18 protein-coding genes and 1 pseudogene are annotated in these 22,054 nt (G+C 46.9%); 16 read left to right on the top strand and 3 right to left on the bottom strand.

Annotated elements, in window-relative coordinates; translation table 11 throughout:
- Window positions 1-51: 51 nt before the first annotated feature.
- From yidC to acnB, 6 genes are all read left to right on the top strand, one after another.
- Complete coding sequence (gene yidC / locus NYG90_RS07585; RefSeq protein ID WP_285264909.1) at window positions 52-1,788, top strand: membrane protein insertase YidC; 1,737 nt, start codon at window positions 52-54, stop codon at window positions 1,786-1,788.
- Window positions 1,789-1,793: 5 nt separating this feature from the next.
- Window positions 1,794-2,564: a Jag N-terminal domain-containing protein gene (locus NYG90_RS07580; RefSeq protein WP_285257236.1), complete on the top strand. Its 771-nt coding sequence runs from the start codon at window positions 1,794-1,796 to the stop codon at window positions 2,562-2,564.
- Window positions 2,565-2,577: 13 nt separating this feature from the next.
- A complete protein-coding gene (mnmE, locus tag NYG90_RS07575; RefSeq protein ID WP_285257237.1) occupies window positions 2,578-3,948 on the top strand; it encodes a tRNA uridine-5-carboxymethylaminomethyl(34) synthesis GTPase MnmE in 1,371 nt (456 codons plus the stop codon).
- A 25-nt stretch (window positions 3,949-3,973) separates the two neighbouring features.
- Entirely contained in the window at window positions 3,974-4,099 is a 126-nt protein-coding gene (locus tag NYG90_RS07570; protein ID WP_285257238.1) for a hypothetical protein, read from the top strand.
- Window positions 4,100-4,264: 165 nt separating this feature from the next.
- Window positions 4,265-4,975 carry a di-trans,poly-cis-decaprenylcistransferase gene (locus tag NYG90_RS07565; protein WP_285264908.1) on the top strand — a complete coding sequence of 237 codons (711 nt, stop codon included), beginning with the start codon at window positions 4,265-4,267 and terminating at the stop codon, window positions 4,973-4,975.
- 143 nt (window positions 4,976-5,118) lie between these two features.
- Window positions 5,119-7,689: a bifunctional aconitate hydratase 2/2-methylisocitrate dehydratase gene (acnB, locus tag NYG90_RS07560; protein ID WP_285257240.1), complete on the top strand. Its 2,571-nt coding sequence runs from the start codon at window positions 5,119-5,121 to the stop codon at window positions 7,687-7,689.
- A 95-nt stretch (window positions 7,690-7,784) separates the two neighbouring features.
- Here the strand turns inward: acnB and NYG90_RS07555 are convergent, their stop codons facing one another.
- The gene (locus tag NYG90_RS07555) at window positions 7,785-7,955 is read right to left on the bottom strand and encodes a hypothetical protein (RefSeq protein ID WP_285264907.1); all 171 of its coding nucleotides are present in this window, start codon (window positions 7,953-7,955) and stop codon (window positions 7,785-7,787) included.
- Window positions 7,956-8,112: 157 nt separating this feature from the next.
- Here NYG90_RS07555 and NYG90_RS07550 point away from each other — a divergent pair, with 157 nt between their 5' ends.
- From NYG90_RS07550 to NYG90_RS07520, 7 genes and pseudogenes are all read left to right on the top strand, one after another.
- A complete protein-coding gene (locus NYG90_RS07550; protein WP_491545791.1) occupies window positions 8,113-10,956 on the top strand; it encodes a helicase-related protein in 2,844 nt (947 codons plus the stop codon).
- On the top strand, window positions 10,953-11,531 hold the full coding sequence (locus tag NYG90_RS07545) for a hypothetical protein (protein WP_285264906.1): 579 nt from the start codon (window positions 10,953-10,955) through the stop codon (window positions 11,529-11,531). The genes NYG90_RS07550 and NYG90_RS07545 overlap by 4 nt, the downstream gene beginning before the upstream one ends.
- 28 nt (window positions 11,532-11,559) lie before the next feature.
- A complete protein-coding gene (locus NYG90_RS07540; protein WP_285264912.1) occupies window positions 11,560-15,348 on the top strand; it encodes an Eco57I restriction-modification methylase domain-containing protein in 3,789 nt (1,262 codons plus the stop codon).
- 238 nt (window positions 15,349-15,586) lie between these two features.
- On the top strand, window positions 15,587-15,805 hold the full coding sequence (locus NYG90_RS07535) for a hypothetical protein (protein WP_115011809.1): 219 nt from the start codon (window positions 15,587-15,589) through the stop codon (window positions 15,803-15,805).
- Window positions 15,798-16,082, top strand: coding sequence for a type II toxin-antitoxin system RelE/ParE family toxin (locus NYG90_RS07530; protein WP_115011808.1), 285 nt, complete (start codon window positions 15,798-15,800; stop codon window positions 16,080-16,082). The genes NYG90_RS07535 and NYG90_RS07530 overlap by 8 nt, the downstream gene beginning before the upstream one ends.
- A gap of 89 nt (window positions 16,083-16,171) precedes the next feature.
- A complete protein-coding gene (locus tag NYG90_RS07525) occupies window positions 16,172-16,336 on the top strand; it encodes a hypothetical protein (protein WP_285257243.1) in 165 nt (54 codons plus the stop codon).
- Window positions 16,337-16,387: 51 nt separating this feature from the next.
- Window positions 16,388-16,477, top strand: a pseudogene (locus NYG90_RS07520) (type II restriction endonuclease); the annotation flags it as partial.
- Between the two features lie 387 nt (window positions 16,478-16,864).
- On the opposite strand, the gene metK reads toward NYG90_RS07520, so the two are convergent.
- Window positions 16,865-18,025, bottom strand: coding sequence for a methionine adenosyltransferase (gene metK / locus NYG90_RS07515; RefSeq protein ID WP_285257245.1), 1,161 nt, complete (start codon window positions 18,023-18,025; stop codon window positions 16,865-16,867).
- A 227-nt stretch (window positions 18,026-18,252) separates the two neighbouring features.
- On the opposite strand from metK, the gene pstA reads away from it, so the two are divergent.
- Genes pstA through NYG90_RS07500 form a run of 3 tightly spaced genes read left to right on the top strand, consistent with a single transcriptional unit; the run spans window position 18,253 to window position 20,676 of the window.
- Window positions 18,253-19,170 carry a phosphate ABC transporter permease PstA gene (gene pstA / locus NYG90_RS07510; RefSeq protein ID WP_115011800.1) on the top strand — a complete coding sequence of 306 codons (918 nt, stop codon included), beginning with the start codon at window positions 18,253-18,255 and terminating at the stop codon, window positions 19,168-19,170.
- An 18-nt stretch (window positions 19,171-19,188) separates the two neighbouring features.
- The gene (pstB, locus tag NYG90_RS07505) at window positions 19,189-19,971 is read left to right on the top strand and encodes a phosphate ABC transporter ATP-binding protein PstB (RefSeq protein ID WP_115011799.1); all 783 of its coding nucleotides are present in this window, start codon (window positions 19,189-19,191) and stop codon (window positions 19,969-19,971) included.
- A 30-nt stretch (window positions 19,972-20,001) separates the two neighbouring features.
- Window positions 20,002-20,676: a response regulator transcription factor gene (locus NYG90_RS07500; RefSeq protein WP_115011798.1), complete on the top strand. Its 675-nt coding sequence runs from the start codon at window positions 20,002-20,004 to the stop codon at window positions 20,674-20,676.
- 225 nt (window positions 20,677-20,901) lie between these two features.
- Here NYG90_RS07500 and NYG90_RS07495 read toward each other — a convergent pair whose 3' ends face one another.
- Window positions 20,902-22,017, bottom strand: a complete 1,116-nt coding sequence (locus NYG90_RS07495; RefSeq protein ID WP_285257246.1) for a sensor histidine kinase — start codon at window positions 22,015-22,017, stop codon at window positions 20,902-20,904.
- Window positions 22,018-22,054: the final 37 nt, after the last annotated feature.

The raw sequence follows: 22,054 nt of genomic DNA, 5'->3' as shown, positions 1-22,054 counted from the left end.
AAAAAGCTAGCAAGAGCCTTACACAAATATAAATTTTAGAAGGATACGCGAATGAAAAAAGATGATACCAATTCTCGAGTGCTACTTGCCGTTGTTGTTTCTTTTATCTTCATTATTATTTACAGCTACTTTGTGCAAGACCCAAGCAAAGCCCAGCAGAAGCGCGAGCAAGCAAACACAGCAAAATCGCTAGACTCCACAGAATCTAGCACAAGTCAAGCAGACTCTCCCAACTTTGCTCACAATCAAGCCCCACAAGCCAGCCAAGATAGTCCATTTCAAGCACCTGCACGCCCTATCATCTCGCGTGTTGTTTCTAGTAGCGTGGAAGTAGAGATTGATGATCTAGGGAGAATCGCACAAGTCTATTTGAAAGACAAGAAATTCACCGCCCCAAGACAAGAAGGCTTTTTTAGCCATTTGGGCAAGCTCTTTGGGCTAAACTCCGCAGAATCCACACCCCAAGAAAAACTCCCACTTTTCGCACCACAGACTATTCTACCACTAGAGATCCGCTTCCAAGATCAAGCCCTAAACGCCCACGCCACAAACACCACCTACAAGGCTTCAAACGCCCATATCACCTTAGAGAACAACGGCACACCACAAACGCTCACACTCACGCAAACAATGCCAAATATGACCATAACCAAAACTCTGCAGTTTTTCTATGATGATGATGGCTTGAAATACACCATAAATATCGCTATGTCCAAGCCCACACCTTACGCGCTCTCAAGCGGTATGCGTCCGGTTGCTGATGATGATGGCTATGCGTTCCACGGCGTTGTGCTAAAAAGCGATGGATTAAAAGGCACGATAGAAAAAATAGAGGACAAAGACGCCAAGCTAGAGGGGCAGTCTTTCACACAAGTGCCTTTTATCTCCGCATCAGATCGCTACTTCACTACGCTACTTTTCACGCGTGATGTGCGAGGGCTGCACGCACAGGTTGTCGGCGATAGCAAAAAGCACCCGATCCCCTATATTATGCTAGATTCTAATATCGAGCTAGAGGGCTATGTAGGACCCAAAAACTATCAGCTGCTAAAATCCATTTACGAGCCGCTCACTGATGTCGTGGAGTATGGGCTTATCACCTTTTTTGCTAAACCGGTATTTTTACTCCTAGAGTGGCTCTATATGCTTATGGGGAATTGGGGCTGGGCGATTATCGGGCTTACGATTATTGTGCGCTTGATCCTCTTCCCCCTTAGCTATAAGGGTATTATGAGTATGCAGCGGCTTAAAGATCTCACGCCTAAAATGAAAGAAATCCAAGAGCAATACAAAGGCGATCCGCAAAAAATGCAAATGCATATGATGCAGCTCTACAAAAAGCACGGCGCAAACCCACTTGGCGGCTGCTTGCCACTGCTATTACAAATCCCTGTGTTTTTCGCTATTTATCGCGTGCTCTATAATGCTGTGGAGCTTAAAAGCTCGCAGTGGATTCTATGGATACACGATCTATCAGTAATGGACCCTTACTTTATCTTGCCTATTCTTATGGGGGCTAGTATGTATATCCAGCAAGCTCTCACACCAAATACCCTAGACCCTATGCAAGCAAGGATTTTCAAGCTTTTGCCTATTATTTTCACGCTTTTCCTTATCACTTTCCCAGCGGGGCTTGTGCTGTATTGGACGATCAACAACATCTTTGCTATCGGTATGCAGCTTGTCATCAACAAAATCATCGATAAGCAAAGAGCCGTAGAAATCGCCAAGCACAAAAAGCCTAGCAAAGACCACGCCCAAAAGACCAAACCAAAAACCAAGGAATAACACCGATGAAAAAAATCACCGCACCGACATTGCAAGAGGCATTAAGCCAAGCGGCTTTAGAGTTTGGCTGCTCTGTCACGGAGCTAGAATATGAAGTTATCCAGTATGAATCTAGCGGGTTTTTGGGCTTATTTAAAAAGCCAGCGACTATTGTCGTTAGTCTAAAAGACAAGCCCCACGCCACAGCCCCTATCCCACACGCCCATGCACCACAAAGTGCCGCGCTACATCAGCCTACACAAACCACAGATCAAGAGTTTTTTAACGCATCGGAGTTTTTCAAAGATTCTACAGAAACGACACAAATATTTCAGACAAAAGACGAAATCATCGCAGAAATCACCGCTGCTATTGAAGAAATGCTAAGCTTTATGCCCTACAAAATCCACACGATTCAAGTAAGCTTCTGTGATCCACAAACGCTCTATATCTTCTTAGATGGAGCGGATTCTGCCTTATTGATCGGTGAGAGAGGCTACCGCTACAAAGCCCTATCCTACTTGCTTTTTAATTGGATCCAGCCCACTTATGGCTACAATATCCGCCTAGAAATCGCGCAATTTTTGCAAAACCAAGAAGAAGCCATAGAGGCGTATTTGGTAGGTATCATCAATGAAGTGCGCCGAGAGGGCAAAGCCCAGACCAAGCCGCTTGATGGGATTCTAGCCTTTATCGCGCTAAAAAAGCTCCGCGATACATTTCCGGATAAATACATCTCTTTCCGCCAAAACGCCCAAAATGAGCGGTATATCGTGATTAACGATTTTTACCGCTAGATTCTGGACTTATATGCAAGATACCATAGCTGCTATTGCTACCCCTAGTGGTGTGGGTGGGATTTGTATTGTGCGTGTAAGCGGCGAGCTAGCCCCCCAAATCGCCCAAGCCATCACCAAAGACCAGCTCCCCACCCCACGCTACGCCGCCTTACGCACACTCTATGACACGCAAGGCGCGCTTATCGATGAAGCCATAGTGCTGTATTTTGCCGCGCCAAGAAGCTACACTTGTGAAGAAGTCGTGGAATTTCAATGCCACGGCGGCGAGATCATCGGCAGCAAAGTCCTAAGCCAATGCCTAGCCCTAGGAGCTAGGATCGCTAGGGCTGGGGAATTTACCAAGCGTGCTTATCTCAATGGTCGCTTAGATCTCGCCCAAGCAAACGCCATAGCCCAGATGATTGCCACAAGAGACGCCTCTTTCCAAAGTGCATTAGCCAAGCAGCTAAAAGGCGATTTAGGAGCGTTTGTAAAGCAAGTGCGCACAAGCCTTATAAACGCCCTAGCCCACACAGAAGTGATGATTGATTATAGTGAAGAAGACATTCCAAGCGATATTATCACTAGAATCCACTCTATGCTAGATGCCCTTGCCACGCGCCTAAGCAATATCTACACCTTTTCCAAAGCTCGCCCCAATCAATGCCACAGCCTTTGCCTTATCGGCAAGCCAAATGTCGGCAAGTCCTCCTTGCTTAATGCGCTTTTGCTCTATGATCGTGCCATCACCTCTCCCATAGCCGGCACCACGCGCGATAGCATTGAAGAAGAGCTGCTGATAGGACCCCACCGCGTGCGGCTTATTGACACCGCTGGCATACACCAAAGCACCGACCCCCTAGAATCCAAAGGCATAGAAAAGAGCCTCCAAGCCCTAAAAGAAGCGAGCATAATCCTTGTCGTTTTCGATGGCTCTAGCCCCCTAGATACTCAAGATGAAGCGATAATAGCACTCGTGCAAGGAGAGGGCGCAAGCCGCCAAAGCCCCCCCAAAATACTCCCTATAATCAACAAATGCGACCTCCCAAGCAGACTAGATTCAGCCACACTCCAAAGCCTAGAATCCACTTCTGCCGCTACAATCGCGGTAAATGCCCTAGATAAATCCGCCACTGCTAGCATACTTTATAGCGCGATCGCACAAGCCCTAGCCCAAGAATCCTACCAAGACATTATCCTAAGCGCACCCTACCAGCAAGAGGCAATCGCACAAACACAAGCCCATATACAAAGTGCTTGCACCAAGCTAGACTCCCTAGAATTAGAGCTGTTTGCCTACCATATCAAAGATGCCCTAGAATCCATAGGGCATATCACCCACCCCTACAATAGTGAAGAAGTGCTTGATAGTATGTTTGGGCAGTTTTGCTTGGGGAAGTGATTGGATCTAGACATAAGGCGCAAAAGTGGATTCTAGAGCAGCAAGAAAAGCAGCAATGTCAAAAGTGGATTCTAGGCTAGAATCCACTTTTAAAACCACCCAAACTTTACAAGAGCAAACAAAGGATTCTAGGAGTTCAAGCTGTTTTTGAGCCAAACGATTCTAAGAATTGCGGTGGGGCTGTGGGTGTTTTACGCTATTTTTAGGGCAGAGCAAGACTTGAGGTCTGCGGTTGCCTTAAAAATAGCGTAATCAATCGCATTGCTTACCCAAAGCTGAATCGCACAAAATCAAACCAAATTAGAAAAGGATATATATGCTCCCCCCTCTCAATCACCTAGCAATCATTATGGACGGCAACGGCAGATGGGCACAACTACAAGGCAAGCCACGACAAGCAGGACATAAAAAAGGCGCGAGCAATGTCCGCACGATCACAAATTGGTGTGCCAAGCACGATATAGGCTATCTCACACTCTATGCCTTCTCCACAGAGAATTGGAATCGCCCCAAAACAGAGGTCGATTTCCTTATGAAGCTTTTAGAGCGATATTTGCGCGATGAAGCCAAGACCTATCACGACAATGCCATTAGATTCCGCGCGATTGGGGATATAGACTTCTTCTCCCAGCCATTAAAGCATCTAATCCTAGACCTAGAATCCTCCACCTCCCACTACACAAACTTGACCCAAACTCTAGCCCTAAACTACGGCTCGCGCAATGAGATCACCAGAGCCTGCCGCAAGATTGTGCTAGCAAGCCCAAAGCTTAGTGATGATCCGCAAGAAGCCGCCAAAGCTCTAGAATCCACTTTAGCCAATGCGCTTGATACTGCGGATATGCCCGATGTGGATTTGCTTATCCGCACAGGTGGCGAGCAGCGACTCTCAAACTTCCTGCTATGGCAAGCAAGCTATGCCGAGCTAGCTTTCACCCAGACGCTGTGGCCAGATTTTAATATCAACGAGCTAGCGCGCATTATTGAGGAGTTTCACTCACGCACAAGGCGATTTGGCGGATTGTAAGCCATAGGCAAATCCTACTATACGCCACATAATGCAAAGCATAAAACAAAGAAAAGTTAAGAAATAATTAAACTTATGCTAGCGCAAGATTTGCTATACTAGAAATTCTCAAAGCAACCCCAACAATGAAAAGGAGAACCCCAATGCAAGCATTTATCACAGACTACAACAACGCCGTGCAAGAGCGAGCCAAAGAAGGCGTCCCACCACTACCACTTACGCAAACGCAAGTTGGCGAAGTGATCAAAATCCTGCTAGATTCCGCTGCTAGCAAGGAGGAGCAAGACTTCGCGCTTGATTTGCTCACCAATCGCGTAAGCCCCGGAGTCGATGAAGGAGCCAAGCTTAAGGCTGAATTTTTAGGCGAGATCATCGCCGGCAAATCCTGCAAGAGTATCTCCCCAGAGCTAGCAGCAAAGCTACTTGGCACAATGCTAGGAGGCTACAATGTCCCCTATCTCATCAAAGCCCTAGAAAATAGCGACAAGCAAGTAGCACAAACCGCAGCAAATGGGCTAAAGCACACGCTGCTTATCTATGACACCTTTGATACCATTGCGGCGATGAGCAAAACTTCTGCCCTAGCAAAAGAAATCATCGAGTCGTGGGCGAATGCAGAGTGGTTTTTGCATAAGCCTGCCTTGCCAGAGGAGATTAAGCTTGCCGTGCTTAAAATCGATGGCGAGACCAACACCGATGACCTAAGCCCAGCAAGCGATGCTTTCACCAGAAGTGATATACCCACCCACGCTAAAGCTATGCTAAAAAGCCGCGTAGAAAACTACGAATCTCGCATAGAAAATATCAAAAAAATCGCCAAAGATAATGGTGCTAGTGTCGTATATGTCGGCGATGTGGTCGGCACAGGTAGCAGCCGCAAATCCGCTTGCAACTCTATCGTATGGCATTTTGGCAATGACATTCCCTATGTGCCAAACAAAAAAAGTGGCGGCTTTGTGATAGGCGGCATTATCGCGCCAATATTTTTTGCCACTTGTGAAGATAGCGGCTGCTTGCCGGTAGTGGCAAATGTCGATAAGCTAAAAGAGGGCGATATTATCACGCTTAAGCCTTATAGTGGCGAGATTGTGAAAAATGGCGAGGTAGTAAGCAAATTCACCTTAAGCCCAAATACAATCTTTGATGAAATCCGCGCGGGCGGGCGGATCCCCCTTATCATCGGGCGAGGGCTTACCAACAAGGCGCGTAAATTCCTAGGGCTAGGCGAGTTTGAGGGCTTTGCCAAGCCTGCCCAGCCACAATCTAGCACCAAGGGCTTCACCCTAGCGCAGAAAATGGTCGGTCGTGCGTGTGGCAAAGATGGGGTTAGAGCAGGTGAATACTGCGAGCCAATCGCCACCACCGTGGGCAGCCAAGACACCACCGGTGCTATGACACGCGATGAAGTCAAAGAGCTTGCTAGCCTAAGTTATAGCGCGGATTTTGTGATGCAAAGCTTCTGCCACACAGCAGCCTACCCCAAGCCTGCTGATGTGAGCTTGCAAGCGACTTTGCCAGATTTTATGCGCAATCGCGGTGGTGTCGCCCTGCGTCCTAAAGATGGCGTGATCCACTCGTGGCTCAATCGCTTCTGCCTGCCAGATACCGTTGGCACAGGCGGAGACTCACACACTCGCTTCCCCATAGGCATTAGCTTCCCAGCAGGCAGCGGGCTTGTAGCCTTTGCGGCAGTTACAGGCTCTATGCCGCTTAATATGCCAGAATCCGTGCTTGTGCGCTTCAAAGGCAAGATGAATCCGGGCATCACCCTGCGCGATCTTGTCAATGCGATCCCCTACTACGCGATCAAGCAAGGACTCCTAACCGTCCCTAAGCAAAACAAAAAGAACATCTTCAGCGGCAAAATCCTAGAAATCGAAGGGCTAGAAAATATCAAAGTCGAGCAGGCGTTTGAGCTAAGTGATGCGAGTGCCGAGCGTAGTGCGGCTGCCTGCACCATAGCCTTAAACAAAGAGCCCATAATCGAATACCTAGAATCCAATATTTCACTCATCAACGCGATGATTAAAGATGGTTATGGCGATGCCAAGACCCTAGCACGCCGCGCGGAGAAAATGCGCGAGTGGATCAATAACCCCGTCTTGCTAAGAGCGGATAAAGATGCCGAGTATGCCGCGGTGATTGAGATTGATCTAAGTGAAATCACAGATCCTATCCTAGCCTGCCCCAATGACCCTGATGATGTCGCCACTTTGAGCGAGATCCTAGCAGATCCTAAACGCCCCAAAAATATCGATGAAGTCTTCATCGGTAGCTGTATGACAAATATCGGGCATTTTAGGGCGTTTGGCGAGATTATGAAAAACGAAGGGCAGTCTGCCACACGCACTTGGCTAGTGCCTCCTACAAAGATGGATTCTAAGCAGCTAAGCGATGAGGGCTACTTCTCTCTCTTTGGCGCAGCAGGTGCTAGGATCGAAGTGCCCGGCTGCAGCCTTTGTATGGGCAATCAAGCGCGCGTGAAAGACAATGCCGTGGTCTTCTCCACCTCTACAAGAAACTTTGACAATCGTATGGGTAAAGGCGCGCAAGTCTATCTAGGCAGCGCGGAGCTAGGCGCAGTGTGTGCCAAGCTCGGGCGACTTCCAAGCCTTGAAGAATACCTCCAAATAGTCCCACAAAAGCTAGGACAAGACACCTCTAAAGTCTATAAATACCTAGAATTTGACAAGATCAAAGACTTCGCTCTATAACTTCTCTAGCTTTAAGCACACGCTTAAAGCTAGCCCACAATCCAAGACCCACACCCTTTAAGGAGCATTTCAAGCGATGAAGCATTTGCAAGAGTCTAGCACCACTGCCAAAAGTCGATTAGGGGGGGGCAGCAGCAAAGTAGCCTCTCACTAGAATCCAGCTCTGCCCCCACGCAGACCCGCCGCACAGCCCCCACCAATCTCACACGATCCAATCTCATCACCAACGAGCCGCCAAACACCTTAGCTAGCAGCATAGAGTCCATACTCCACAGCTTTGAGGACCACAGCTGCGACATCGCTATAATCAGTGGCTACTTCAATGCCAAAGCCCTAGAGTATCTCTCCACCCACGCACACAAGATCCGCTCCCTAACCCTTATCCTAGGCACGCAAGACCCATCGACAAAAGACACAGATCAAGTGCGATTTTTCCTACAAGATCCCTATGATTTACGCATAGTTGATTACACAGAGCAGCTAGAGAGCTTACGCACCACGCGCAAGGCATATAGATTTATCAGCGACACGCCCACGCACATCGCTATGCTACAAGGCAAAAGCACTCTTATTCACGCCAAGCTCTATGTCTTCCACACCAAAGACACGCCAAATCGCACGCAAACTGCCATCATCGGCAGCTCAAATTTCACCGCCAGCGGACTAGGACTCTATGACAATAAGAGCAACAAAGAGCTAAACCTAGTATGCGACTCCAAAGCCGACACACAAGCCGCCCTAGAGTATTTCTACCAAATGCTACACGCCTGCCAAGATAGCACCAAGCAAGTCCAAGAAGCCCTAAGCACGAGCTTTTTCTACCACAGCCCTAAGGATATTTTCGCCAAGCTCTACGCCCTGCTAGAGCACCCAGAAGCCGATCTAGATAGCGATGAAAATGCGCTTATAGAGCAAGGGAGCAAGGCATTTGGACTCTATCCTTTCCAGCAAAAAGCGGCAAAAGAGCTGCAAAAGCGGCTTAAAACCTACAAAGTAGCCCTATGCGCGGACTCTGTGGGCGCGGGTAAAACACTCACCGCCCTAGGCGTGCTAAGCGCATATAGCAATATTGTCATAATCACCCCTCCCAAGCTCTGCGCCCAGTGGGAGAGCTACTTTAGCCACGCTCCGCAAAGCCCACGCGACACATTGATAGCAGACCTTAGCTTCTGCACCCATATCATAAGCTACCACCAAGCCGCCAACCCAGATGAAAAAGTGCAAAAACTACTTAAATACGCCAGCCTTATCATCATCGATGAGAGCCATAATCTCCGCAACGGCTCGGCAAAATCACGCCAAAACCAATACGACAAGCTCCAAGCCAATCTCAGCAAATCCGCACGCCTGCTGCTCCTTAGCGCGACACCTATCAACAACAAAATCACCGATTTATCCAATCAACTAGCCCTAATCAACCCCACAATCACTATAAGCGGCGACACGCTAAACCTAGCTAGAGTCTGCGCCCAAGCAGACAAAGCCCTAGAATCTAGTGCGCCAATCCCCAAGGATTATTACAGGCTCACTCACACTATCTACACCACACAAAGCAGCGAGATAGAATCCCAGCTAAAGCTTTGGGGCAAGCACCTCCCCAAAGCCCACATCGCGCCCAAGCTCTTCCTATCAAGCGTGCCTAGCGGGATAGACTTTAGCTATGAAGAGCTTGTGCAAATCCTAGGACTTGGCGATGATAAGACAAGCGAATCAATCAGCTTTAGTATCTATGACCCCTACCCTTTTCTCCCAGACTCTATTAGAGAAATCCTGCAAGATAAGCAGCTAGAAAATCTAGGCGACTACACCACGCCAAGGGGCTTCCTAGCGATGAGCTTGCTAAAAGCCCTAGAATCCTCCCTAGATGCATTCTCCAAAATCCTAGGCACGATCATCGCCTACCACCGCAGCTTCCTCTCTGCCAAAGAGCTAGAAGAAAGGCAAGATGACTTGCTTGATGAAGATGCCGCCATTTTCCCCACAAGACTCAAGAAATGCTACGAATATGGCTATATCACCAAGCTATCTCCGCGCTTTAGAGAGCTATGCGAGCAGGATTTATCCAAGCTAGAATCCATACAAGAAAGGATCTCCCCCTACAATGCGCAAAAGCACTTTGCTAGAAGCGAGAAATTTACCCAAGTATGCAAGATCATAGACGCCCTAGGCGAGAGTATCCACAGCCAGAAGCTCCTAATCTTTAGCGAGTCTATCATCACTTGCGAGACCATTAAGCAAAGCTTGCAGGCTAGCTACCCCAAGCTACACATAGCTAGTATCACAGGCGAGACCAAGACCAAAGAGTTTAATGCAAACAAGCGACTCTTCTCCCCCAAATCACAGAAATACACCCTAGCTAGCGGCGAAAAGCCCATAGATATTCTCGTAGCTAGCGACTGCATTAGCGAGGGGCAAAATCTCCAAGACTGCGCCAATCTCATCAACTGGGACATAGCCTTTAATCCCGTGCGTGCGATCCAGCGCATAGGGCGGATCTATCGTATCGGTAGCAGCCACACACAGATACATATCTACCACTTTTTCCCACATATCAAGCTAGAATCCTACATCAAGCTAGAATCACGCATAGCCCACAAGACCCAAGCAGCAGCTACCACCACCACGCAGAAAAACTTCTTTGGCACAAGCCTTGAGCAAGAGCCAAGCCAGCAAGCCAGACAAGAAGCCTACCAAGCCCTAGATAGCAAGCTAAGCGCACTTGATGAGACCAAAGACTACCTCCTATCCCCAAGCTCTGTGCTAGGCTCTATGCTAAGCGAGAAGCACCAAAGCCACCTGCCAAATGGCATATTTTCTATCGCTAGATCAAGCTCCACAAGCGCAAGCACCCTAGCCCAGAATCTCATCTTTGCCGCCTTGCAAGATGAGAGTAAGAAAACTTACTACACCCTCTACAACTGCGCTAGCAAGAAGCTCCTGCCATCTGTGAGCGATAGCGACTGCAGCCGCAACCTCTCACAGCTTAGAGACTTTGCCAGCATAAAAGAAGCCGATAAAGCGGAGTTTAGCTCCCTAGAGCGAGCCAGCCAAGATTATGAAAATATCGCTTTCTTGCAAGCTATTTTCAAAGATATAGCCAAAGATTTAGAAGCACAGATACTATCCCACAGCCAAGCCCAAGCCAGTATAAAAACGCGCGATAGCGGACTCTACTCCATTGAGAAAAAACGCTTTACACTCATTGCGTTTTTGTTTGTCAATCCGGACTTTAGCGAGCTAGCAAACTATAAGGCAAAGAGTCTATGAGCACTTTTTCTAAGGGGGATTCAGTCTTGGGTGAGCAATGCGGCAGTGTTGCGAAAATTACTAAAGAAACATCGCCTACGGCGAGCGGTGTCCCTTGTTTTGTGAAAGGCACGAACGCCAAGTTCGCTAACCTTCCCCAATTTTCGCAAAGCTACCACAGCACCACCGCAACTCCTAGAATCCTTGAAGAAGAAAATCAAGCTTCTCTGTCATTGCGAGCCGACAACGGCGGCGTGGCAATCCATAATCAAAAAGTGGATTCTAGCGATGAAGCTTTTTTATCGTCATTGCGAGATTTTGCGCTAGCAAAATCGTGGCAATCCACACAATCCGCAAAAGCGGATTCTAGGATTTTCACTCAAACCGCCCAAAGTCTAAACAACTTGCAGAGCGAAAACGCCCAAAACGCGTTTGATAGCCAAGTCGCAGGCGGCAGGATTTTTGATGAAAAAGCGGGGTTGTGCAGTGGCGAGCAAGGAGATAAGACTCGAGTGTCTATCGACGCAGCGAGCCACAAACTCCCCGCTTTTTCGCAAAAAGCCAACGCCCAAACCACCCAAAGCCGAATCGCTTAAAGCCAAACCAAAACCAAAGGAGCCTCCAATGACCCCCCACCTATCCCCCCTATCCCACCACAAAAATAGCCCTAAAGCCCTAGCACAAAGCTTCAAAGCACTTATCTATGAGCTTTTCTCCCTAGAAGTAGCCCAAGCAGACGCGCAAGCCCTACACGCCCTAGAGCAGAGCTATGGAGAGTTTGACTTTGGCGGCGCGATTGTGTGCTTTGCCTCTGCTGCTAGCAGCGAGACTCTCTCTAGCTCTAGCCTAGGGCATACAAACCTAGCCTTTAGCCTTATCTGCTCAAAGCCTAGTGCCACACTCTCCAAATCTCTCTATGCCAAAGCCACCCAAGCCATAAACCGCGCCATCCCCTCCTACAACATCATCTTCTTCCTAAATCCGCAAGAAGACCTACTCACCATAAGCTTCGCCACGCGCAGAGAGCATAAGCGCGCCGCAGACCAAGATGTCCTAGAAAGAGTCATAATCATCAAAGATCTATCCCTACTCTCCCCTAGCAAAGGGCATTTGCGCAATCTTGACTCCATAGCCAAAGCCTCCAAGACCAAGAAGCAAACGCCCACGCCTATTGATCAGCTCTACCAAGAGAGCATTAAAGCCCTAAGCATAGAGAGCTTAAATGAAAAGTTCTACCAAGAGGTTGTGCAGATTTTTATCGCGCTGATAGACTCTATCCAGCTCCCCACTCTGTCATTGCGAGCGAGCGAAGCGACCGAAGCAATCCACCCCACTCCGTCATTGCGAGGCGATGAGATCGGCGCGGCAATCCATAAATCAAAAGTGGATTCTAGCGATGAAGCTATGGATTGCCACGCGGACAAGTCCGCTCGCAATGACAAGAAAAAAGTGGATTCTAAAAGAAACGCCAAAAATCTAAGCGACTCGCAGGCGGCAGGATTGTGCGACAACGACACAAAAGCAGAAAACGCGTTTGATAGCCAAGCCGCAGGCGGCAGGATTTTTGATGAAAAAGCGGGGTTGTGCAGTGGCGAGCAAGGAGATAAGACTCGAGTGTCTATCGACGCAGTGAGCCACAAACTCCCCGCTTTTTCGCAAAAAGCCAACGCCCAAAATGCAGCCTCCCAAGACAATACTAAAAGAGAGTTCTCCCTCCGCCTCCTCTCTCGCCTACTTTTTTGCAAATTCCTAGAGAAAAAGGGCATTATAGATACAGCCATTTTTAGCACCGCCCTAAGCGGCAATTACTACCACGAAGTTTTAGAGCCGCTCTTTTTCACCACGCTAAACACCCCCAAAAACGCCCGCGACTACGCCCTGCTAGACCCACACATAGCCGCTCTTTTAAAGCAGATCCCCTACCTAAACGGCGGGCTTTTCGCCCCACAGGCAAGCGACTTCTACTCCCCAAGCCGCCCCACCGCCTACCACACCACCCTAAAAGTCCCCAACGCCCCCTTAGCCGAGCTTTTCACCCTGCTTGAAAGCTACCACTTCAGCATTGATGAATCCACCCCAGACGCCCAAGAAGTAGGGCTAAACCCAGAGCTTTTAGGTATGGTGTTTGAGAGCCTTTTGAGCGAGCTATTTACTGATAATCGCAAGGACTCTACTAGCTCATTGCGTAAATCGACAGGGAGTTATTATACGCCGCGCGAGATAGTGCGGTATATGTGTCGCACCTCGCTCTACCAATACTTACTTTCCAAAATGGATTCAGCTTTTGGGCTAGAATCGCGGATTTCATCGCCGCGCTTGTGCGATAGCCACTCAAGGCTTATCTCCGCGCGCGGCTCGAAAAGCCACGATTCTAGCTCCAAAATCTTAGAATCCACAATCGGCGATAAAACAGCCGCGCAAAAATCCTGCCGCGAGCAGACCGCCCTAGAATCCACTTTTGACACCACAAACGCCCATTTATCGTCATTGCGAGGGAGCGAAGCGACCGAAGCAATCCACCCCACTCCGTCATTGCGAGCTTTGCGAGAGCAAAGCGTGGCAATCCATAAAGACAAAGCACAAAAAATAGATTCTAGTGGATTGCCACGAAGTCTTACGACTTCTCGCAATGACAGCAAAAACGCCGCAAATAAAAAAGCGGATTCTAGTCCCAATACCCCCACTCCGTCATTGCGAGCCGATGAAATCGGCGCGGCAATCCATAAACTCATTTTCCACCAAGACCCAAGCCACCTACCCCCAACCACACACGCCCAAATCCTAGCCGCCCTATCCACCCTAAAAGTCCTAGACCCAGCCTGTGGCAGCGGGGCATTCCCCATAGGGCTTATGCAAGAGATTCTAGACCTCCAAGACCTGCTAGGCGACACCCGCTCCCCCTACACAAGAAAGCTAGAAATACTGCAAAGCAACATCTACGGCATAGACATTCAGCCTATGGCGACAGAGATTTCACGCTTGCGCTGCTTCCTATCGCTCATAGTCGATGAAGATAGAGACTCCATAGCTCCCCTGCCAAACTTGGAGTTCAAATTCCTAAGTGCCAACTCCCTGCTCCCACTGCCCCAAGCCCCCACAAACCTAGATAAAACCAACTATGATAAAATTATGCAAGACCTGCTTAAAATCCGCAAGGACAATTTCAGTGCCGACACCACAGACAAAGCCCAATTAGAAAAAGACTACCACAAAGCCGCCAAAAACCTAGCCAAATCCCTAGTCTTTAGCCAAGATGAGCAAAGCCCCCTAACAAGCTGGAATCCCTACGACCCGCACTCTGTGGCAGGCTTTTTTGACAGCGAGTATATGTTTGGGCTAAGCGGCTTTGACATCGTTATAGGTAATCCTCCCTATGGTGCTACCTATCCAGCCGAGCATAAGCCTATATTTAAGAAGCACTACAAATCCGCCCGCACAATCAATGAGAGAGAAGCCAAGCGACTCTACCCAACGCAGTGGCAAGACAAGCTACAAGTAGGCTCGCTTAATACTTACAGCCTTTTTATCGAGCAGAGCTACAACCACTGCGCTACACAAGGCATAGTGAGCCTAATCGTGCCGATGAGTGTAACAGCCAGCGAGTCTATGCAAGGCTTACACAAGCTCCTACTTAATAATTGCGAGAGTATATGGGTGAGTAGCTATGGCTACCGCCCTAATCAAATCTTCCTAAACGCCGCCACAAATGTATCCATAATCTCTTTTATCAAATCCCACACCAAATGCCAGCACCTCTACACCACGCAAATCAACAAACGCTACAAGCACCAAAGCATAGAAGCTATCTTGCAAAATCTAGCTTTCACAGACTCCTTGCCCTATATCAAAAGTGGCAGACTCCCAAAGATAAGCTACCAAATAGAAGCAGATATTTTGCGTAAAATGTATAGTTTAGATTCTACTATTGATAGTGTAGTAAGTGAAGCCAAGAGTGCTAAGGCGATTTATTATCGCAGTAGTGGTGGGCTTTATTATAAACTTGCCACATCTTTTGCTACACATTCCAGCAAGGAAGTTGCTTTATTTTTACAATCAAAATATTCCAAAGCAGTTGGGGCATTTATGAGTAGCACACTCTTTTATTGGTGGTGGCTTATCAATTCAAATTGGCTTGATAATCGTGGCTATGAAATCCTAGATTTTCCACTACCTTTGGCAAATCTAAGCGATGAGACCTTACACAAGCTAGAATCCACTTATGCAGAATACGAAGCAGATTTAAAGGCAAATGCCAAGCCTTATCGCTCACTTGGAGAGCTAGCCTACTACGCACGCAAATCAAAGCATATTATCGACAAAATCGATAGATTGATATGCCCTCTATATGGACTCACAGAGCAAGAGACAGAGTTTATCATCAACTACGACCTACAATTCCGCACTGATGATTAGCACGGCTTCCCCGTCATTGCGAGGGAGCGAAGCGACCGAAGCAATCCAACCCCAATCGTCATTGCGAGCCGATGAAATCGGCGCGGCAATCATAAGCAAAAAGAGCTAGAATCCCAAATTGACTCTTTAGTCTATAAACTCTACAATCTCACAAACGATGAAATCGCCACCATAGATTCCAAAACATAGAAAACTAATGCTAGAATTTTAAGCCACACAAAACGATAAGGAAGAGCCTATGACGCTGATTATAGAAAATATCAAAGATGAGTTTCTGCCAGCCTATACCGAGCTAGTGAAAAACACAAATGCCATAATCATCGCACAGCACGATGATATGCAAAAGGCAGAGATACAAGAAGCTATCGCCGAGTTTGAAGCGGAGCAAAGAGAGGGTAAGACAAAGCGATACAAAAGCCTTGCAGAGTTTGAAAGGGCTATGCAAGCTAATGGATAGCCCAAAATATGAGCTAGAAACATCAAGTAGATTTGAAAAGCAGTATAAAAAGCTCTCCCAAGCCCAAAAGCTACAAGCAAAATCGCTGATAAATCGCCTGCTCTATGACCTACCCCTGGAGCCAAAGCACAAAGACCATAAGCTTATCGGCAATTATAGTGGATATAGAGAGTGCCATATAATGCCAGATTTGCTACTCGTGTATAAAAAAGATAAAGAAGCATTGCTACTCTCTTGCATACGCATAGGCAGCCATAGTGAGCTGTTTAAAAAATAGACCCTAAAGGCAAAAGTGGATTCTAGTATGGATTGCTTCAGCGTTGCTAATGACAAATAAAACGCTTTCCCCGTCATTGCGAGCGGTGCTTGCACCGCGCGGCAATCCACAAACCAAAAGCGGATTCTAGTGTGAAAGTGGATTGCCACGCTTTGCTTTACGCCAAAGCTCGCAATGACAGAAAGAAGTGGATTGCCACGATTCTGCTACCGCAGAATCTCGCAATGACAAGTAAAAGGTGGTTTCTAGTGTAAAGTATGGATTGCCACGACTTGCAGAGCAAGTCTCGCAATGACAGCAAAACCACCGCCGAGCTAGAATCCAAAATCGACTCTTTAGTCTATAAACTCTACAATCTCACCGATGATGAGATAGAAACAATAGAAAAGGAGTAAAAGTGGATTCTAGTATGGATTGCTTCACTGCGTTCGCAATGACAAGTAAAACGCTTTTCTCCGTCATTGCGAGGCGTAGCCGAAGCAATCCATAAGTAAAAAGAGCTAGAATCCAAAATTGACTCTTTAGTCTATAAGCTCCACAATCTCACAGATGATGAAATCGCAACCATACAAAGAGCTAATCCCCTGTCATTGCGAGCTGACAACGGCGGCACACGGCAAAGCAAGCGCAGCGAAGCTTCTTTAGAAAGCAAGCGTAGCGGTGCGAGGCGCAGTCGAAGCAGGTTTCTTTAGAAAGCAAGCAATGCGAGTTCTTTAGAAGCAAGACAGCCTAAATTCTTTAGTAGCCAACAAACAATGCTCAAAACCGGATTCTAGGGCTTACTACTTCACTTTACAAAACTCTCTAATTTCTTCAACCTTATCCGTTTTCTCCCAAGAAAATTCCGGCAATTCTCGTCCAAAGTGTCCATACGCTGCAGTTTTGCGATAAATAGGACGAAGTAAATCAAGTGATTCTATAATGCCTTTAGGCGTAAGTCTAAAGACCTTTTTCACACACTCTGTCAGCACAGAGTCTTCTACTTTGCCTGTGCCTTGCGTATCTACAAGGATTGATACAGGCTCTACCACGCCAATAGCATAGGCTACTTGCACTACCGCTTTATCACACACGCCACTTGCCACAAGATTTTTGGCTACATATCGTGCCGCATACGCCGCACTTCTATCTACCTTACTAGGATCTTTCCCGCTAAATGCCCCGCCTCCGTGCGGACAGCTCCCGCCATAAGTATCCACGATGATTTTACGCCCGGTTAGCCCTGCATCGCCTTGTGGTCCGCCGATGACAAATTTGCCTGTGGGATTTACAAAATAGCGGATATTATCGTTGAGATATTCTTGTGGGATTACCTTTTGCACGATTTCTTCAATCACTGCGTCTTTCAAATGCGTCTGCTGTGTCTCTGGGCTGTGCTGCGTTGATATAACGATTGTATCAATACTTACAGGCTTGCCATCTTCATAACGCACGGTAACTTGAGACTTGCCATCTGGGCGTAAAAAGGGCAGTGTGCCATCTTTGCGTTTTGCTGCTAAGCCCTCTGTAATGCGGTGAGAGAGCCAAATAGGCAAAGGCATAAGCGAAGGCGTCTCACGGCACGCATAGCCAAACATAAGCCCTTGATCGCCAGCACCTATCTCGCCATCAGCCCTATCTACGCCTTGATTGATATCCGGGCTTTGCTCGCCAATGCCATTTAGCACCGCTGCGCTGCGGTAGTCAAAGCCATAGAGCGCGTCTGTGTAGCCGATTTCTTGCACGACTTTTCTAGCGATTTCTTGCATAGGAGCATATACGCTCGTCTTTAGCTCCCCAGCGATGACACAAAAGCCATTGCTTACAAGCGTCTCACACGCTACGCGTGCATTTTTATCTCGCTCAATGATGTAGTCAAGCACTGCATCACTGATTTGGTCTGCCATTTTATCTGGGTGTCCTTCGGTTACAGATTCTGAAGTGAAAAGAAAGAATTTTTTCATAAACTCACCTTGTGTTTTGAGATTTTGGAGATGGAATACTAGCAAAAATTGTTAAACACAATATATGTTTAGTGATTTTTGACATACATTGCGCGTGGTCGATTTCTAAATGTTTCCGTATCTGCGTGGAGTTATAGGCATTTTACAAAGCCTTTACAATGTGGTGAAAGGCTTTTACATACTCGCTTTATAATCCTAGCTAGATTTTTTAATACTCAAGGGACACTATGGCAAAAGCTCATACCACAAAGCTACCAAGCAAGCAAGCAAAGCTAAAGCCCCAAAAGCAAGCGACACAAACGCGTGGCACCACAGCCCACAACGATCTCTTATCACTTATCCTGCGAGTAAGTGTGTATATAGCCATCACACTTACGATCGCTGTCTTTGCGCTTATCGTGGGCTATATCCTGTATAGTGGGCTGCCGCATTTAAATGCCACGCTTTTTGAGTGGAAATACACCACAGAAAATGTCTCTATGCTCCCAGCTATCATCAATACCATTATAATCGTGGTCATATCCCTACTCTGCTCCGCGCCCATAGCGATCCTAGGCGCGATCTATCTGCAAGAATACGCCAAGCCTGATTCGTGGTTTGTTGGCACGATCAATATGGCTTCAGAAACATTGGCTGGGATTCCATCTATCGTATATGGGCTGTTTGGCTTCATTGTTTTTGTCATCTATGTGTTTGATAATACTTTCACTATGCTAGCAGGGGCTTTTACCCTAAGCATTATGGTGCTGCCGCTGATCTTGCGCAACACCCAAGAAGCCCTAAAATGCGTGCCAGAGACTTACAAAGAAGCAGGCTTTGGGCTTGGTGCGCCAAAACTTGTGGTGCTATTTCGCATTATTCTGCCTTGTGCGGTAAGCGGCGTGCTATCTGGGGTGATTTTATCCATAGGGCGCATCATCAGCGAGAGTGCTGCGCTGCTCTATACATCAGGGAGTGTGGCGCAAGTGGCGGTGGCTATGGATTCTGGGCGGACACTTAGTGTGCATTTGTATCAACTACTTAATGAAGGGCTTTATATCAATCAAGCCGCCGCAAGTGCGGTGGTAATCTTGCTCGTGGTCATAGCTCTAAATCTCTTATCAAACTTTGTCGCTAAAAAGTTTAGCCCACCTATGCCAGCATAACGACACCAAGGAGCAATAATGCAAAACGCCAAGTCTCAAGCCCCAAAATCAAAAGATATTTTCACGCTAAAAGGTATGAATCTCCACTATGGGGACTTCCACGCGCTTAAAAACATCAATCTCAACTTGCTCAAAAATGAAGTAAGTGCCTTTATCGGTCCAAGTGGTTGCGGCAAATCTAGCCTTCTGCGCTGCTTAAATCGTATGAATGACTTAGTAACTGATTGTCAAGTAAGTGGCAAAATCTTGCTTGAAGGCAAGGATATTTACAAAGACTACAATGTCAATATCCTGCGCAAGCGCGTGGGGATGGTGTTTCAAAAGCCAAATCCTTTCCCTATGAGCGTATATGACAACATCACTTTCGGTCCCAAAACCCACGGCATAAAGAAAAAAGCCGAGCTTGATGAAATAGTGGAGCGGTGCTTAAAAGGTGCGGCTTTGTGGAAAGAGCTTAAAGACCGATTAAAAAAATCTGCCCTTGGGCTAAGTGGTGGGCAGCAGCAGCGACTCTGTATCGCACGCGCCCTTGCTGTCAATCCAGAAGTGCTACTAATGGACGAGCCTACAAGCGCACTAGACCCCATCTCTACGCTAAAGATCGAGGAGCTAGTCAGTGAGCTGAAGCAAAAATACACCATAGTAATCGTTACGCACAATATGCAGCAAGCCGCTAGAATCTCGGATAAAACGGCGTTTTTCTTGCTTGGAGAAGTGGTGGAGTTTGACACAACTTATGCGATGTTTAATAGCCCCAAAGACAAGCGCACTAAAGATTACATCGGCGGAAGATTTGGGTAAAATCTCACAAGATTTGCGATAAGGATTTATATGGTATATGTGCTAGAAGATGATAGCAGTATTTTGGAGCTTGTGCTATACGCGCTCTCAAGCCAAAATATCGAAGCCAAGGGCTTTGATAATGCGCTAGATTTTAATGCTAGCTTGACCAAAGAGCTGCCTGCGCTCATCGTGCTTGATTTAATGCTACCCAATGAAAATGGCTTAAGTATCCTAAAACGCCTGCGGGAAAAGAGCAAGACACGCGACATACCTGTAATCATACTAAGCGCACTTGGTAGTGAATATGACAAGATCAAAGGGCTAGATCTAGGGGCCGATGACTATCTCTCAAAGCCTTTTAGTGCGCTAGAGCTACTTGCTAGGATCCGCGCCTTGCTGCGCCGCTATAATGGCGATGATTTTGGGGATTTGGTGCTAGATACACTCTCTCTATCGCCCAAACGCCACACAATCACTCTTGACAATCAAGAGATCAAAACCACCTTGAAAGAATTTGATCTGCTTGCCTGCTTGCTGAAAAATCCCGATAGGACATTTTCTAGGGAGGAGCTTTTGGAGCTTGTGTGGGGATATGAGCTTAGCGGAGAGACACGCACTGTGGATATGCATATCAACACCCTGCGCAATAAGCTTGGAAGCTTTGGAAAAAAGATTGAAACCATACGCGGTGTGGGATATAAGCTAAACACACAGCAAGCCTAGAATCCGTTTTTATAAAAGCTTAGGGCTGGCAGACTAGGATTATAGATTAAGCATTACGCTGCATTGATAGCCCTAGTCTTATCCCCTTCATTATGCGATCCTAGATTCTCGCATCTAAAGCCTAGAATCCACTTTTACCCATTGTGTTTTTTTCATCATATTGTTATTGCAAGCCTGCATATAAGTAAGGCAGCGATCTAAGCCAATCTATGATAACCAGCTAGCCTATACACTTACTTTAGGGAGATAGATTCTAAACTCCTTATCCTTGGCATTAAGCTCTATGCGCCCAGAATGCGCTTGGATAATGTGATTTGACAGAGCTAGCCCTAGCCCATTACCCTTAAGCTTGGTGGTAACAAATGGCTCAAAGAGAATGTTTGGATTATCAAAGGGCTTGCCATTATCTTTGATCAAAAAGCACACTTCCCCCTGTGTAATATCGCCCTCTAGCACTACTTGCCCACATTCATTATCGCCCTCTTCTATCGCATCAATGGCATTAAATAAAAAATTCTGCAAAGCGATCAAGATCAAATCCTTATCCATATAGGCAACTTTATCGGCAAAAGCATAGTGAAATGCGATGTCTTTGCTAAAGCTATAACTTTTCACAAAGGCTTGCAGCTCATCTTGCAGCTCACAGATTCTTAGGGGCTGCTTATTGGCACTAATGCCTTTAGAAAATAGCAGTGTTGCTTTGATGATACGCTCCACGCGGAAAATGGACTTTTGCAGCTCATCGATGATGGGGAGCTGTGATTGTAGTGCTGATTTTTGCAATGTCGCTGCAAGCAAAGACATCGAGCCTATGGGATTGCGGATCTCGTGTGCCAAATGCGCGGAAATCTGCCCCATAGAAGCAAGTCTGGCTTGACGCTTTTGGCTTGTAATATCTGTGGCAGTAATTAGCAAGCGATTTTGAAAAGAGCTTGTTTGCACAAGGAAAATCCGCTTGTCGCACTCAATTTCTAAAGTGGATTCTAGGCTATCTTGGGGGTTTGCTTGTATCAATTCTACTATGTGTGAAATCTCTATCGCGCGAGTATTGCGGTAGAAAAAGCTCCCATCGTAATTATAGACCCAAATAGCTTGCGGCAGTGTCTCTATGAGCCATTCATACAGGGCTTTAGCATCTTTGACATCTTTTTCATAACGATAGCTAATGTTGATAAATTCTTCTAAAAGCTGCTTGATATTTTCTGGATTTTCTTGGATCTCGCGCAAAAAATCTTGCCCAAGCTTGTCGTCATTATCATTACGATCTTGTGTGGGGTCTAGTAATTGTGCTGGATCTATCTGTGGGGATACGGATTTGTCTGTGTTTTTGGGAGATCTCAATCTAGTCTGCTTTGTAGTATTTGTAGTAGAAGTGCGC

The organism is Helicobacter zhangjianzhongii, from assembly GCF_030249855.1.
GTDB classification, from domain to species: domain Bacteria; phylum Campylobacterota; class Campylobacteria; order Campylobacterales; family Helicobacteraceae; genus Helicobacter_B; species Helicobacter_B zhangjianzhongii.
Note: the sequence above shows the minus strand (reverse complement) of the source record. Positions and strands in the feature narration are given on the sequence as shown.